At 39.2% G+C, this 15,233-nt stretch carries 14 protein-coding genes and 1 tRNA gene; 12 read left to right on the top strand and 3 right to left on the bottom strand.

The window, feature by feature from the left end:
* Positions 1-14: 14 nt before the first annotated feature.
* Together luxO and uvrB are read right to left on the bottom strand one after the other, a co-directional pair.
* Entirely contained in the window at positions 15-1,442 is a 1,428-nt protein-coding gene (luxO, locus tag A6E06_RS02905) for a quorum-sensing sigma-54 dependent transcriptional regulator LuxO (RefSeq protein WP_255310634.1), read from the bottom strand.
* Between the two features lie 305 nt (positions 1,443-1,747).
* On the bottom strand, positions 1,748-3,778 hold the full coding sequence (gene uvrB, locus A6E06_RS02900; protein WP_065591552.1) for an excinuclease ABC subunit UvrB: 2,031 nt from the start codon (positions 3,776-3,778) through the stop codon (positions 1,748-1,750).
* A gap of 477 nt (positions 3,779-4,255) precedes the next feature.
* On the opposite strand from uvrB, the gene A6E06_RS02895 reads away from it, so the two are divergent.
* The 10 genes from A6E06_RS02895 to A6E06_RS02850 all read left to right on the top strand — a co-directional run bounded on the left by A6E06_RS02895 (position 4,256) and on the right by A6E06_RS02850 (position 11,985).
* Positions 4,256-4,331, top strand: a tRNA-Asn gene (locus A6E06_RS02895).
* 144 nt (positions 4,332-4,475) lie between these two features.
* A complete protein-coding gene (gene rsxA / locus A6E06_RS02890) occupies positions 4,476-5,057 on the top strand; it encodes an electron transport complex subunit RsxA (RefSeq protein WP_065591551.1) in 582 nt (193 codons plus the stop codon).
* A gap of 2 nt (positions 5,058-5,059) precedes the next feature.
* On the top strand, positions 5,060-5,641 hold the full coding sequence (gene rsxB, locus A6E06_RS02885) for an electron transport complex subunit RsxB (RefSeq protein WP_065591550.1): 582 nt from the start codon (positions 5,060-5,062) through the stop codon (positions 5,639-5,641).
* Between the two features lie 3 nt (positions 5,642-5,644).
* A complete protein-coding gene (gene rsxC, locus A6E06_RS02880) occupies positions 5,645-7,918 on the top strand; it encodes an electron transport complex subunit RsxC (protein WP_065591549.1) in 2,274 nt (757 codons plus the stop codon).
* Between the two features lie 2 nt (positions 7,919-7,920).
* Positions 7,921-8,976 carry an electron transport complex subunit RsxD gene (gene rsxD / locus A6E06_RS02875; protein WP_065591548.1) on the top strand — a complete coding sequence of 352 codons (1,056 nt, stop codon included), beginning with the start codon at positions 7,921-7,923 and terminating at the stop codon, positions 8,974-8,976.
* A gap of 4 nt (positions 8,977-8,980) precedes the next feature.
* Complete coding sequence (rsxG, locus tag A6E06_RS02870; protein ID WP_065591547.1) at positions 8,981-9,613, top strand: electron transport complex subunit RsxG; 633 nt, start codon at positions 8,981-8,983, stop codon at positions 9,611-9,613.
* Positions 9,613-10,299, top strand: a complete 687-nt coding sequence (locus tag A6E06_RS02865; RefSeq protein WP_065591546.1) for an electron transport complex subunit E — start codon at positions 9,613-9,615, stop codon at positions 10,297-10,299. Before rsxG ends, A6E06_RS02865 begins: the two co-directional genes overlap by 1 nt.
* A gap of 20 nt (positions 10,300-10,319) precedes the next feature.
* Entirely contained in the window at positions 10,320-10,955 is a 636-nt protein-coding gene (gene nth / locus A6E06_RS02860) for an endonuclease III (protein ID WP_065591545.1), read from the top strand.
* 40 nt (positions 10,956-10,995) lie between these two features.
* The gene (gene gloA, locus A6E06_RS02855) at positions 10,996-11,412 is read left to right on the top strand and encodes a lactoylglutathione lyase (protein WP_060990551.1); all 417 of its coding nucleotides are present in this window, start codon (positions 10,996-10,998) and stop codon (positions 11,410-11,412) included.
* Between the two features lie 138 nt (positions 11,413-11,550).
* Positions 11,551-11,985: a DUF2753 domain-containing protein gene (locus A6E06_RS02850; RefSeq protein WP_065591544.1), complete on the top strand. Its 435-nt coding sequence runs from the start codon at positions 11,551-11,553 to the stop codon at positions 11,983-11,985.
* Between the two features lie 35 nt (positions 11,986-12,020).
* Here A6E06_RS02850 and A6E06_RS02845 read toward each other — a convergent pair whose 3' ends face one another.
* A complete protein-coding gene (locus A6E06_RS02845) occupies positions 12,021-12,899 on the bottom strand; it encodes an OmpA family protein (protein WP_065591543.1) in 879 nt (292 codons plus the stop codon).
* 201 nt (positions 12,900-13,100) lie between these two features.
* Here A6E06_RS02845 and rnt point away from each other — a divergent pair, with 201 nt between their 5' ends.
* On the top strand, positions 13,101-13,766 hold the full coding sequence (gene rnt / locus A6E06_RS02840; RefSeq protein ID WP_065591542.1) for a ribonuclease T: 666 nt from the start codon (positions 13,101-13,103) through the stop codon (positions 13,764-13,766).
* Positions 13,767-13,813: 47 nt separating this feature from the next.
* The gene (locus A6E06_RS02835; protein WP_065591541.1) at positions 13,814-15,142 is read left to right on the top strand and encodes a Na+/H+ antiporter family protein; all 1,329 of its coding nucleotides are present in this window, start codon (positions 13,814-13,816) and stop codon (positions 15,140-15,142) included.
* Positions 15,143-15,233: the final 91 nt, after the last annotated feature.

Here is a 15,233-nt window from a genome sequence, read left to right as displayed (position 1 = left end):
AGTAATACCCTCTGCTATTTATCATCCCATGATTGTAATTTTCTATATAGTGTCGATGGACTCACCTCTAATTTTTTAGCGGCTTGTGGAATATTTCCATCACATAACGTAATTGCAGCTTCAATAAGCTTCTTTTCTGATTTCCAAAGTGGAATAATTGTCTCTTTTTTTAAGTCGGTACTTTCATTAATTGCGTTATCGTTAGATAAAACATAACGATTTACTTTATCTTCAGATGCAATATCTGAACCAAAGTTATGTTCTATGGACAATGGCTGAGGCAACATAGAAAGAATCACTTCCTTTCCCCTATTTAATACCACCACATTTCTAATTACATTTTGTAACTGACGAACATTACCAGGCCAATCATAGTGCAAAAAACGTTCTGTTACTTCTGGATTAAAAGTAATAAATTCACGACCTTCTTCATGCGAAAAATGGCCTAATATTGAATGGGCGATTTCTATAATATCATTACCACGTTCACGTAAAGGAGGTAAGACTAACGGAATTACATGTAGTCGATAATACAAATCCTCACGAAAACGTCCGGCTTGAACTTCTATCCAGGGATCACGATTTGTCGCACATACAAACCTCACATCTACACGACTCATTTTTGAAGATCCTACTTTTTGAAATGTTCCCGTTTGAATAAATCGTAATAATTTAGTTTGTAAATCCAAATCCATTTCACACAATTCATCAAGAAATAGAGTCCCCCCATCAGCCTGTTCCGCTGCTCCCTTTCTATCAACCGAAGCGCCCGTAAATGCTCCTTTTACATGACCAAACAACTCACTTTCAATTAAATCTTTTGGTATCGCAGCACAGTTAATCGCAATAAATGGAGCTTGACCTCGCTTACTTGCAGCATGAATGGCCTCTGCACACACTTCTTTACCCGTTCCCGACTCTCCAGTAATAAATACCGTGGCTTTACTTGGTGCTGCAGAATCAATAGTTCGATATACCTGATTCATTTGAGAGCTACTACCAATAAACCCTTGATATTGTTTATTCGATTTTTCAGAATTTTCAGGATTTTCTTTTATTTCGTCGAGGTCTTTTTGAGCTCGACGCAATGCATTATTGACAGTAACTCTTAACCTATCGGCTTCACACGGTTTTATTAAAAAATCTTGAGCCCCAAGCTGCATAGCTTCAACTGCTGCATCAATTGACCCATGAGCGGTCATTAAAACAACAGGGACTTCTTTGTTAAATTTTCTTATTTCAGCTAAAACATCAAAACCAGTCATGTCTGGTAAACGTAAATCAAGCAATACCAAATCGGGAGCCCGTTTAGCCACTGTTTCTATCGCTTCGCTTCCTTTAGCTACAACATTAATTTCAACACCAAGCGGATTCAGATACGAACGATACAACGCAGCAACCGAAGCGGTATCTTCTACCATCAATAAGTATTTCTTTTGCATTATTAAAATATACCACTTGTCAAAAATATGTGAATTCGCATTATGCAATTGCAAAACGCAAATTGCAAATTGCAAATTGCAAATAAAAAGCCATTTTGAACACTTTTTATGCTTAATTACCTTATTTTGGTGCTTTAAAAAGTTGGCACACTACCTGCTATATGTATAGTGACCCTTTAAGCCAAAGGGTCACCTAGCCAACTGACGTTGTTAGTGAAATTTACTTTCACATGAACAATAAAGCCAACCGGTATATTACGGTTGGCTTCTTTTTTTCCTTAAATCAATAATTTACAAAATAGTCATTAACTATTCGTTATAAATTGATGTCTTAGCTTTTCTACCTCATCCCTAACTTGAGCAGCCTGTTCAAACTCTAAATCTCTCGCATGTTGATACATTTTTGCTTCTAATCGTTGCACTTCTTTTTCTAACTTTTGCGGCGTCATCGATTGATAATTAGCGCTTTCCTCCGCCACTTCGGATAACTTCATTTTGGATGCTACTATTTTACGTTTATTCTTAGTCATATCTCCTAACTCAAGAATATCCGCCACCTCTTTTTTCAATGCGGTTGGTACGATTCCTAATGCTTCGTTGTGCAATATCTGCTTTTCACGTCTTCTTTCTGTTTCTCCAATGGCTTTTTCCATAGACCCCGTAATTCTATCTGCATATAGAATGGCTTTACCTTCTAGATTACGAGCTGCACGACCTATCGTTTGAATTAATGATCGCTCGGAACGCAAGAAGCCTTCTTTATCTGCATCTAAAATCGCGACTAAAGACACTTCAGGCATATCTAAGCCTTCACGCAATAAGTTAATACCGACTAACACATCAAACTTGCCTAAGCGTAAATCACGGATAATCTCAACACGCTCAACCGTATCAATATCAGAATGCAAATAACGAACTTTCACCCCATGCTCGGCAAGATATTCCGTCAAATCTTCAGACATACGCTTGGTAAGGGTCGTGACTAACACTCTCTCACCCACTTTCGTACGAATTCTGATCTCAGAGAGTAAATCATCAACTTGAGTTCCAACGGGACGTACTTCAATAATCGGGTCAAGTAAACCCGTCGGCCTTACTAGTTGTTCTGCAATATCAGAACCTGATTTTTCGATTTCATATTTACCAGGGGTCGCAGAAACATAAATCGTTTGTGGGGCACGAGCTTCAAATTCGTCAAAACGCATAGGTCGATTATCTAATGCAGAAGGCAAGCGAAAACCGTATTCAACTAAATTCTCTTTACGTGAACGATCACCTTTATACATTGCCCCAATTTGAGACACGGTAATATGCGATTCATCGATGATCAATAAACCATCTTTAGGCAGATAATCAAATAACGTAGGTGGCGCTTCTCCTTGAGGTCGCCCACTCAAATAACGAGAATAGTTTTCAATACCAGAGCAAAAACCAAGCTCATTCATCATTTCAATATCGAATTGAGTTCGTTGTGAGATCCTTTGTTCTTCAACTAATTTATTATTGGCTAATAATTCTTTTTTCCGTTCAGCCAAATCCACTTTAATCTGCTCAATGGCATCAAGTACTTTTTCTCGTGGTGTTACATAGTGAGTTTTCGGGTAAATAGTACAACGCGGCATGTCTTTAGTTATAATTGAACCCGTTAATGGATCGAACTTGCTAATACGTTCCACTTCATCATCAAAAAGCTCAATTCGGATAGCCTCATGCTCTGATTCAGCAGGAAAAACATCTAGAACTTCACCACGAACACGAAATGTGCCTCGTTCAAAAGCCATGTCATTACGCTTATATTGTAGTTCAGCTAATCGGCGTAAAATATCACGTTGGTTAACGATATCTCCTCGACTTAAATGGAGCATCATACTTAAATAAGCTTGAGGATCACCAAGACCATAAATCGCAGACACTGAAGCAATAATAATGGCGTCTTTACGTTCTAATAATGCCTTTGTTGCAGAAAGGCGCATTTGTTCAATATGTTCATTAACCGAAGAATCTTTTTCTATAAAGGTATCAGTCGTTGGTACATAAGCTTCTGGTTGATAATAATCAAAGTACGAAACAAAATATTCAACCGCATTATTAGGGAAAAACGCTTTCATTTCCCCATACAACTGGGCTGCTAACGTTTTATTGTGAGCCATGATAACCGTTGGGCGGCCAGATTCAGCAATTACGTTAGCTAGCGTAAATGTTTTACCTGAGCCGGTAACACCAAGAAGCGTTTGATGAGCAAGACCATTCTCTAATCCTTCATTAAGCATTTTAATGGCTTGAGGTTGATCACCTGCTGGTTGATAGTTAGAAATTAATTCATACGCGTTGGCCATTTATAACACTCCACATGGACTCATCTTATTTAGGATATACACACTATCAAATCCACTCTTATTTTTATAGAAACTATTAATTATAAAAGTTTTCCCCAATAGCGGTCAAAATACACTCAACTTTAGTCTTTGCTCTACAATTTGCACGGAAAATATACATATAGTGTATTCAAACAGCAGCAAAGCTATAACGCATTGATTTTATGCATACAAAACACTCAAAGTAAGAACACTTATACTCCAGAGGCCACGCCACAGCTAGCTTAAAGAGAGTTAATCTAGTTTCATTAACATACTTATCCACAGTTTTAGTGGATAACTACCCACAAGCATTGATAAATATAGCTTAGAGGTGCTGTCAATGATTTTTTATGGAAAATAGACTCAATTGATGGCGAAATAATCAAGTCACTTTTCTCTCTTTTTACGCTTGACAGTTTATTTTAGACTCGTTAATATCGTCCGCCTAAAACCGATTCCCTTTTAGTTCAGTTGGTAGAACGCCGGACTGTTAATCCGTATGTCGCTGGTTCAAGTCCAGCAAAGGGAGCCATATTTTAAAGCCTTGTCTAAATGACGAGGCTTTTTTTTGTCTTTTTTTTGCTTAAAGAGTAAAAACCTATTCTTTCTAAGGTTGTTATCAGGCTCTTAAAGTCCGATAATAACCAGATCATCTATTATCATAAAAATCATTGGCATGACTGAGTATCTATTACTGCTTGTTGGTACTGTTTTAGTGAACAACTTTGTACTGGTTAAATTTTTAGGTCTTTGTCCATTTATGGGCGTATCTAAAAAACTAGAAAGTGCAATCGGAATGGGCCTTGCGACAACATTTGTCCTTACCCTTGCTTCTGTATGTTCATACCTTGTTGAAACCTATATTTTAGCCCCTCTTGGCATTGAGTATTTACGTACCATGAGTTTCATCCTTGTGATCGCGGTTGTTGTTCAATTCACAGAAATGGTCGTACACAAAACAAGTCCCACTTTATATCGTGTTCTTGGTATATTTTTACCTTTAATCACGACGAACTGCGCTGTTCTCGGCGTGGCATTACTTAATGTTACTGAGAATCATAATTTCATCGAGTCCATCATTTATGGTTTTGGTGCTGCCGTTGGTTTTTCATTAGTTCTCATTCTCTTCTCTGCTATGCGTGAACGTATCGCTGCTGCTGATGTTCCTTTGCCTTTTAAAGGTGCGTCTATTGCTATGATCACCGCAGGCTTAATGTCTTTAGCCTTCATGGGCTTTACTGGTTTAGTGAAATTATAAACATGAGTTCAATTCTAATCGCTGTTATTGCTATTGCTGCACTTGCCTTAATCTTTGGGTTAATTCTCGGCTTTGCATCAATTAAATTTAAAGTTGAATCAGACCCCATTGTTGAGCAAATTGATGCCATCTTGCCACAGACGCAATGTGGTCAGTGTGGCTATCCTGGATGTAAGCCCTACGCAACAGCAATTGCCAACGGAGACATCATTAATAAATGCCCTCCAGGTGGTCAAGCCACTATTGAAAAATTAGCTGACCTTATGGGTGTCGATGTACCAAGTTCTGACGATGACGTCGTAAACATAAAAACAATCGCGTTTATCCATGAAGATATGTGCATTGGTTGTACTAAATGTATTCAAGCTTGCCCTGTAGATGCCATTGTTGGTGGTACAAAAGCATTACATACCGTCATCGAGGCGGAATGTACTGGTTGTGATTTATGTGTTGCCCCTTGCCCAACTGATTGTATTGAAATGATCCCTGTGAACACGACACCTGATAATTGGAAATGGGATTTGAATACAATCCCTGTTGTTAATATTCCGGCAGATAAGCCATCTCAAGCATCGGAGCTGTAACCCATGTTGTCCATTATCGAACAAATTAAACAAGGTCAACTGTGGGATTTTCATGGTGGCATTCATCCGCCAGAAAACAAAAGAATTTCAACTCAAAACAGAATTCAGCAAGCCGGTGTTCCAAGTGAACTTATTTTGCCATTAAAACAACATATTGGTAGTAAAGGGGACATTCTAGTCACTGTTGGTGAGACTGTATTAAAAGGCCAACCACTCACGCAAGGTAATATTGCCATGTGTGTTCCTATTCATGCACCAACGTCTGGCACTGTAACGGCAATAGAACCAAGAACCGTTGCTCATCCTTCGGGTTTAACTGATCTTTGTATTGTTATTGAATCAGATAATCAAGATCAATGGATTGCAGATCGAAACCCTATCTCTGATTTTTCCAATCAAGACCCAATAGATCTGATTGAGCGCATTCGTCAATCTGGCATTTCAGGCATGGGTGGTGCCGGTTTCCCTACCAGTAGAAAACTACAAAGTGGTATTGGCAAAGCAGATATATTAATTATCAATGCCGCAGAATGTGAACCTTATATCACTGCCGATGATCGTTTAATGCAGGATCATGCTGAAGAAGTAATTATTGGTATTAAGATCCTTCAACATATCCTATCGCCTAAATTGGCAGTTATTGGTATTGAAGATAATAAACCAGAAGCAATAAAAGCATTAAATAAGGTAATTACTGATCATGATAATATCGTGATCCGAGTAATCCCAACAAAATACCCATCGGGTGGTTCTCGACAATTAGTTAAAATTTTAACTGGTAAAGAAGTGCCTGCAAGTGGTCGCTCTACTGATATAGGCGTTATCGTACAAAACGTAGGAACCATTCTTGCGGTTAAACGTGCGATCTGTGACGCTGAACCTCTAATTGAACGAGTCGTCACATTGACTGGAAACAGCCTTGATGTTCCGGGTAATTTTTGGGTTCGTTTAGGTACTACCGTTGATCATTTAATGACATTAGCGGGTTATAAAGCCGATAAAAAACACCCTAGAATTATTATGGGGGGTTCGTTAATGGGATTTACTCTCCCACATAAACAGATCCCTATAACGAAAATTACTAACTGTATTATTACGCCAGATAGAAAAGAGCTGCCTCTTTATAATCATGAAATGGCTTGTATTCGTTGTAGTAGCTGCGCTGATGCCTGCCCTGCGGCTTTATTGCCTCAACAATTATATTGGTACGCAAAATCAGAAGAGTTCGACAAATGCGAAGAATATCATTTATCTGATTGTATTGAATGTGGTGCTTGTGCCTATGTTTGCCCAAGTGAGATCCCTCTGGTTCAATATTATCGCCAAGCTAAATCAGAAATTTACGCTCGCAAGCAAGACGCGCAAGCTGCTGATCGTGCCAAAGTTCGTTTTGAAGAAAAAAATGCGCGGATGGAACGTGACAAAGCAGAACGTGAAAACAAATTCAAACTGGCTGCAGAAAATCGACGTAAAGAAATGAAAACAGAAGCCTCTACTGGTTCTGGCAATGATGCAATTGCTGCAGCAATTGCGAGAGTCAAAGCTCAAAAAGCAGCGGAAGAGTCTGGTATAGCTAGTCCTAAACCTGCTGTAGCCGCTGCAATTGCTCGCGCTAAAGCGAAACAAGCAGAAGCGGCAAAAGCTAATACTGCTGAACCTGATAATTCTGAAATGGCAAAATTACGTGAAGAGCGCAAACAACAAGCTCGTGAACGAAAAGCAAATCTTGCTGCAGAATCAAATAATACAGAGTCTGAAAAAAGCGCAGATAGTGCTAACAAGAAAGACGCTGTAGCTGCTGCTATCGCTCGTGCAAAAGCACGCAAAGCGGCACAAGTCGAAAAAGAAACTGAATCAGATCAACCTGTCACTAAAACGGTTGTTGAAAATGATGAAACTTCTGAACCAGCGGAGCCTAAAAAAGCAGCGGTAGCGGCTGCAATAGCGCGAGCAAAAGCACGCAAGGCAACTCAAGCTGAAAAAGAAACTGAATCAGATCAACCTGTCACTGAAACGACTATTGAAAATGATGATACCTCTGAAACTGCGGACCCTAAAAAAGCAGCGGTAGCCGCTGCAATAGCGCGAGCAAAAGCACGCAAAGCAGCTCAAGCTGAAAAAGAAACTGAATCAGATCAACCTGTCACTGAAACGACCGTTGAAAATAATGAAGCTTCTGAACCAACAGACCCTAAAAAAGCAGCGGTAGCCGCTGCAATAGCGCGAGCAAAAGCACGCAAGGCAGCTCAACAAATTGAAAAGAATAAGGAAGAGTAACAGTGGCCTTTTTTATCACTAGCTCACCACACGCTCACAGTAAAAAGAGCACAAGAACCATCATGAAACTGGTTGCCTTAGCGACAATACCAGGTCTACTCGCTCAAACTTACTTTTTTGGTTGGGGCACCTTCCTACAAGTTTTGATTGCTATTATTACTGCAATTTCAGCAGAAGCATTGGTCTTAAAGTGTCGAAAAAGACCACTTAGACCTTATATCAGTGACAATAGCGCCTTGCTAACAGGAGTATTACTTGCTCTTGCTATTCCACCACTATCTCCTTGGTGGATAACGGTTATTGGTGTGATATTTGCCATCGTCATTGCTAAGCATTTATATGGAGGATTAGGACAAAACCTCTTTAATCCTGCAATGGCGGCTTATGTCGTGCTGCTAATCTCTTTTCCTGTTCAAATGACAACTTGGTTGCCAGTAAAAGAATTGCTTACCGAAAGTATCAGCTTCTCTGATTCCATATGGTTAATACTTAATGGGTTAAGCCAAGACGGTTTTTCTGTCCATCAACTCACCATGAATGTTGATGGCATGACAATGGCAACGCCATTAGATACAGTAAAAACAGGTCTTAAAGCAGGACTAACAACGAATGAAATTTTAACCGCGCCCATTTTTAATAGCATTGCTGGTTTAGGCTGGTTATGGGTAAATATTGGTTTCTTACTTGGTGGCCTTTTCTTACTACAACAACGTCTTATTCATTGGCATATTCCGGTGAGTTTTTTAGCAAGCTTGTTTGTCATAAGCAGCTTATTTGCTCTTTTCTCGCCAGATACAGCAACATCACCGTTGTTTAATCTCTTCTCTGGTGCAACCATGCTCGGTGCTTTCTTTATTGCTACCGATCCGGTTTCTGCGGCAACAACACCTAAAGGCCGTTTATATTATGGCGCTCTTATTGGTGCTCTCGTTTATATTATTCGTACTTGGGGTGGTTTCCCAGACGGGGTTGCTTTTGCGGTTCTCCTAACCAACATGTGTGTACCTTTAATTGACTACTACACAAAACCAAGAACCTACGGCCATAAAAAAGGGTAATTCTATGCTACAGACAATGAAAAAAAGCAGCCTTGTTTTGGTCTTATTTGCTATTGCTTCAACCGCATTAGTTACCATCACTTATGCATTAACTAAAGATCAGATTGCTTATCAACAACAACAGCAATTATTGTCAGTCTTGAACCAAGTCGTTCCAAAGAAGCAACATGATAATGAATTATTTAAAGCTTGTATCCTAATATCAAATGTAGACGCATTAGGCACAGAAGAAGCAATGCCGATCTATTTAGCCTCATTAAATGGCAAACATTCAGGTGCTGCAATTGAAGCTATCGCTCCTGATGGATATAGCGGTGCGATTAAGATTATTGTCGGCGTTGATGCAGGTTCAATGGTAACGGGGGTTCGTGTACTATCACATCAAGAAACACCTGGATTGGGCGATAAAATTGATACTCGAATTACCCGCTGGGTTGATGGATTCCTAGGAAAAAGTGTTGATTCTGCCGATGACAGTAGCTGGGCCGTTCAAAAGGACGGTGGTCAATTTGATCAATTCACTGGCGCGACAATTACACCAAGAGCCGTAGTTAAAGCCGTAAAAAAAGCAGTTTGGTTTTATAAAACACACCAAGATGAACTGCAAACTCTTCCACTTAATTGTGAGGCTAACTAATGACAACACATAAAGAATTACTAAAAAATGGATTATGGGATAACAACCCTGCCCTAGTGCAACTATTAGGGTTGTGTCCTCTACTTGCTGTTTCAGCAACCGTGACCAATGCCTTAGGTTTAGGGATCGCGACGACTTTAGTCCTTATTGGCTCAAATTTAATTGTTTCACTTGTCCGTCAATGGATCCCACAAGAAGTTCGTATTCCCGTATTTGTGATGATCATTGCCTCACTAGTAACTTGTGTTCAATTATTAATGAATGCTTACGCTTATGGTTTATATCTGTCCCTTGGTATCTTCATTCCATTGATCGTAACAAATTGCATCATTATTGGTCGTGCCGAAGCATTCGCATCAAAAAATGATCCTATCCCTGCAATATTAGATGGATTGTGGATGGGCTTGGGTATGACCGCCGTTTTAGTCTTACTGGGTGCAATGCGCGAAGCTTTAGGCAATGGTACCTTATTTGATGGCGCTGACTTATTACTTGGTGATTGGGCAACCGTATTGCGAATTGAGTTATTCCAAGTGGATAGCCATTTCTTATTAGCGATGCTGCCACCGGGAGCATTTTTAGGCGTAGGTTTTCTTATCGCATTAAAAAACGTGATTGATAAGAGATTAGCAGACCGAAAACCTAAGCAAGAAAAAGAAAAAATCGAACGCGCACGAGTTTCATAGATAAGGACATAAAAAGCAGTATGAATAATATAAAACGACGAGAAATATTAGAACGCTTACGAGCTGATAATCCGCATCCACAAACGGAACTTGAGTGGTCTACACCATTTGAGTTATTAATTGCTGTTTTATTATCTGCTCAAGCTACTGATGTTAGTGTTAACAAAGCGACACGTAAACTTTACCCTGTAGCTAACACGCCTCAATCTATTTTAGATTTAGGCGTTGATGGATTAAAAACATACATCAAAACCATTGGGTTATTTAATACCAAAGCTGAAAATGTCATTAAAACCTGCCGTATGTTGATTGAACTTCATAATAGTGAGATCCCAGAAGATCAAGAAGCATTAGAAGCACTTCCGGGGGTTGGGCATAAAACTGCAAACGTAGTACTGAATACAGCCTTTGGTTGGCCAACCATTGCTGTTGATACTCATATCTATCGTGTCTCTAATCGAACCAAACTCGCAATGGGTAAAACCGTTAATGATGTTGAGAAAAAACTGGTTAAAGTGGTGCCAAAAGAATTCAAATTAGATGTTCACCACTGGTTAATTCTCCACGGACGTTATACTTGTATCGCTCGCAAACCACGTTGTGGTAGCTGTATGATTGAAGACCTATGCGAATTTAAAGAAAAAACAGAAGTTTAATACTGATCTGAATAATTAAATTAAAAACTGGAGCAAAACAATGGCTAATGGACGCATTTTACACACGATGATCCGTGTAGGTAACTTAGATAAATCAATTGAGTTCTATACAAAAGTAATGGGAATGGATCTTCTTCGTCAAAACACAAATGAAGAATACAAATACACCTTAGCTTTTCTTGGTTATGGTGATGAATCTCAAGGTGCCGTTATTGAATTGACTTATAACTGGGGCACAGAGGAATATGATATGGGTAATGCTTTTGGTCATGTTGCTATTGGTGTCGACGATGTCTACCAAACTTGTGATGTGATTAAAGCAGCAGGCGGGAATGTCACTCGTGAAGCAGGCCCAGTAAAAGGCGGATCTACGCACATTGCTTTTGTTAAAGATCCTGATGGCTACATGATTGAACTGATTCAAAATAGCAGTGCTTCTGCAGGCTTAGAAGGTTAATACTTTCAACTCTGATTAAAATCATGGGCAAACTATTTAAAAACCTGCGATCTGTGCAGGTTTTTTTATACCAAATACTTTTAATGATAATGATTCTCAATTAATCTATTATCTCACTCACCTTCTCGCGGAAATATCATGATAGAGCTTTGGGAAAAACACACAATATTGGCAGAGCAATCCTTTAAGAATGATGACTCTTGGCGCACGATTCTACATTATCAACAAGCGTTTGCAATTGCTGAAGAGATCACAAAAAAAAATGACATTAGCCTCATTGAGCAAACGACAATATCTGTCATTTCATGCCACAACTTAGCCCAATTTTGGCGAAGTCAAAATGACAGCCGCTTTGAGTTAAAATACCTAGAATTAGCCTCTGAAAAGATCCTTACTCTTGTACCTCAATGCCCACGTAGTGATTGTGAATCTTTTATATCTAACTTAGGTTGTTGTAAAAGTGCATTACTGGATTTTATGAAACGTCACCCTAATTCAAAGATCGCCCGTCATATCCAACATATTGACACTACCGTTCAATGTGAACTTATCGCTAGTTTTAAATTACAATAAAAAAGGCATCCAATTTGGACGCCTTAAAATAATGACTAAATAATAGTTCTACCTAAAGAAATAACCACTCTTCGGTTTTTATTCTTACCAATTGGTGTTGAGTTATCGGCAATTGGTCGACGTTCACCATAAGAATGCACTCGGATCCTATCCGCAGGCAATCCTATTGATTCAAAATAATTCTGAAGTTTTACAGCGCGTCTTTCTGAGACTTGTTGATTCACATTTTTTGCGCCACTTGAATCGGTATAAGTAGCAACAAGCACTAAATCGACATCCTTTGTGTATTTAATAAAATCGGCAATTTGTGCTAAACGCTTTTTCGACGCTTTATTTAACTCATCACTATTTTTATCAAAATGTAAAATAGTAAAAGATATATCTTCAAAACTATAAGGTAATAAATTAGCAATGCACATGCTAAAAACATTATATTGTTCTTGAAATACGACTGGTGATAAAGCTACTTCAATTAACTGTTTAGGGCTTTGCCAGTCAGCATAAGTAAATGTAGGAAAACGACCATTCTCTAATTCAGCTAACATTGACCATGCAGTTGAACCTCCCACATAACCATCGAACTGCTTAAAGAATTTTAAATTCATCATTGAATCAGCACTGTCGCCTGGCATCCAACGAGCTGGCATTGAGACTAAATTAACAGAACGAGTTTCCCCCATTGGCCGATTCATCTTCAATTCAAAATCTAAATTCATCTTTTTATTGGCATACGAAGAGAATTCTCCAGAGCCATAGTTTGGAATATTATGAGATAAACGACACTCCAATGGTGAATTTTGTAGCATCACCCATTTTGATTGATCAGGCTTAGCAACATAATTTCGATTTGCTAATGCTGGTGTTGTTAACAATGAACTGACTAGCAAAGCTGAAGTGATAAGTGTTTTTTTCATAATACCTAAATCTGTGGGTCATGCCGTTGACGATAAGCTATTACAAAGCAAAAACTGGACCAATAATAAGTGTTATAAGTCAGTCAGCAATGAAATAAAGGCTTCATCACTAAAAATATATCCATATCACACCTTATTTGCAGTTTTTATGCTATGGATAATCTGTAATAATAGCTGCAACATTTTCTTACGTACCGAATAATGAGCGAAGTAGAATTACATAATCAACTGAAACAACGTTTTCGTGGCTATTTCCCTGTCGTTATTGACGTTGAAACCGCTGGTTTTAATGCCAAAACAGATGCGCTGCTTGAGATATGTGCAGTGACATTAGCAATGGATGATCAGGGTTACTTAAAACCCGCAACAACAATCCACTTTCACGTAGCTCCTTTTGAAGGCGCTAACCTTGAACAAGAAGCATTAGACTTCATCGGTATTCGCGACCCATTCAGTCCTTTACGTGGTGCAGTAACAGAAGATGTGGCTTTAAAAGAAATTTTTAAACTCATTCGTAAAGAACAAAAGCAACATGATTGCCGACGCGCTATCATGGTGGCTCATAATGCCAATTTTGATCACAGTTTTGTAATGGAAGCGGCTTCGCGAACAAAATTAAAACGCATTCCTTTTCACCCATTCTGTACTTTTGATACCGCTGCTATCAGTGGCCTAGCTCTTGGTCAAACCGTATTAGCGAAAGCGTGTAAAACGGCAGGAATGGATTTTGATGGCAAAGAAGCGCACTCTGCTCTTTATGATACGGAAAAAACAGCGGAACTGTTCTGCCATATCGTGAATAAATGGAAAGATCTTGGTGGTTGGCCTCTAGCGCCAGAACCAGAAAATGATACTAATAATAAATAACAGGCTACTTTACTAACAACACAATATTTACAGGGAAACTAAACAAAATGAATCCAATCATTCTTTCTGTTTCAGTAATGCTTATCCTCGCTTTGCTTAGAGTTAACGTTGTCGTTGCCTTAACGTTCAGTGCACTAATCGGTGGATTAGTAGGAGGTTTATCATTATCTGATACAATTTCTGCGTTCGAAGGTGGTTTAGGCGGAGGTGCTACCATCGCATTAAGCTATGCCATGCTAGGCGCTTTTGCTGTTGCCATTTCAAAATCAGGTGTGACTGATTTACTGGCTCACAGTGTAATAAAACGCATTAATGGCCAAGAAAATTTACACGCTGCCACAGGTCTAAAATACCTTTTACTTTGCTTAATCTTGTTGATCACTATTTCATCTCAAAACGTCGTACCTGTACACATCGCGTTTATTCCAATTTTGATCCCACCACTAATCCAAGTGTTTAATAAATTAAAATTGGACCGTCGTTTGGTTGCATGTGTATTGACGTTTGGTTTAGTTACACCATACATGATCCTTCCAGTCGGTTTTGGTGGTATCTTTTTAAACAACATTTTGTTAAAAAATCTTCATGATAACAACTTAGATGTAGTAGCAAGCCAAGTTCCTCTAGCGATGGCTCTGCCTGCTCTAGGAATGCTAACGGGTCTTCTTATTGCTGTATTTATCTCTTACCGTAAGCCACGTACTTACGCGGATATTGATAATGCTGAAATGCAAGCGACAAATGCGACGCCTACATTCAATAAACGTCATATCCAAATATCTATTGTTGCTATTGTTGCTGCTCTTTCTGTCCAGTTAGCAACAGGATCAATGATTGTTGGTGCATTAGCCGGCTTTATGGTATTTACTTTTGGTGGTGTTATTGCATGGAAAGAGACTCAAGACGTCTTTACTCGTGGTGTTCATATGATGGCGATGATTGGCTTCATTATGATTTCTGCCGCGGGTTTTGCTGCAGTAATGAAAGCAACTGGTGGCGTTGAAACCCTCGTTCAAGCATTATCCACCTCCATTGGTGACAATAAGCCTCTTGCCGCTCTATTAATGCTTATCGTCGGTTTATTAGTAACAATGGGTATCGGTTCATCGTTCTCAACGATCCCAATCATAGCTACTATTTATGTTCCTCTTGCCGTCGCTTTTGGTTTCTCACCAATGGCTACCATTGCGCTAGTCGGTACCGCAGCCGCACTCGGTGACGCAGGTTCTCCAGCTTCAGATTCAACATTAGGTCCAACGTCAGGTCTTAATGCCGATGGTCAGCATGAGCATGTCTGGGAAACGGTAGTTCCAACATTCCTGCATTATAACCTGCCATTAATTGTATTTGGCTGGATAGCCGCAATGGTTCTTTAGTCAATTAACATACTGGCGATTAACCAATTATATTAGTTTCTTAACTAACATTTATATAAAAGCGACGGGATATCCTGTCGCTTTTTGTATT

Origin of the sequence: Aliivibrio sp. 1S175, assembly GCF_001690985.1 — a bacterium.
Taxonomy (GTDB): Bacteria; Pseudomonadota; Gammaproteobacteria; order Enterobacterales; family Vibrionaceae; genus Aliivibrio.
This window is presented reverse-complemented; position numbering and strand designations above follow the sequence as displayed.

Bases quoted from the DNA above. Each gene is read 5' to 3' on its own strand.
- luxO (WP_255310634.1), bottom strand. From the start codon at position 1,442: ATGCAAAAGAAATACTTATTGATGGTAGAAGATACCGCTTCGGTTGCT.
- uvrB (WP_065591552.1), bottom strand. From the start codon at position 3,778: ATGGCCAACGCGTATGAATTAATTTCTAACTATCAACCAGCAGGTGAT.
- rsxA (WP_065591551.1), top strand. From the start codon at position 4,476: ATGACTGAGTATCTATTACTGCTTGTTGGTACTGTTTTAGTGAACAAC.
- rsxB (WP_065591550.1), top strand. From the start codon at position 5,060: ATGAGTTCAATTCTAATCGCTGTTATTGCTATTGCTGCACTTGCCTTA.
- rsxC (WP_065591549.1), top strand. From the start codon at position 5,645: ATGTTGTCCATTATCGAACAAATTAAACAAGGTCAACTGTGGGATTTT.
- rsxG (WP_065591547.1), top strand. From the start codon at position 8,981: ATGCTACAGACAATGAAAAAAAGCAGCCTTGTTTTGGTCTTATTTGCT.
- A6E06_RS02865 (WP_065591546.1), top strand. From the start codon at position 9,613: ATGACAACACATAAAGAATTACTAAAAAATGGATTATGGGATAACAAC.
- nth (WP_065591545.1), top strand. From the start codon at position 10,320: ATGAATAATATAAAACGACGAGAAATATTAGAACGCTTACGAGCTGAT.
- gloA (WP_060990551.1), top strand. From the start codon at position 10,996: ATGGCTAATGGACGCATTTTACACACGATGATCCGTGTAGGTAACTTA.
- A6E06_RS02850 (WP_065591544.1), top strand. From the start codon at position 11,551: ATGATAGAGCTTTGGGAAAAACACACAATATTGGCAGAGCAATCCTTT.
- A6E06_RS02845 (WP_065591543.1), bottom strand. From the start codon at position 12,899: ATGAAAAAAACACTTATCACTTCAGCTTTGCTAGTCAGTTCATTGTTA.
- rnt (WP_065591542.1), top strand. From the start codon at position 13,101: ATGAGCGAAGTAGAATTACATAATCAACTGAAACAACGTTTTCGTGGC.
- A6E06_RS02835 (WP_065591541.1), top strand. From the start codon at position 13,814: ATGAATCCAATCATTCTTTCTGTTTCAGTAATGCTTATCCTCGCTTTG.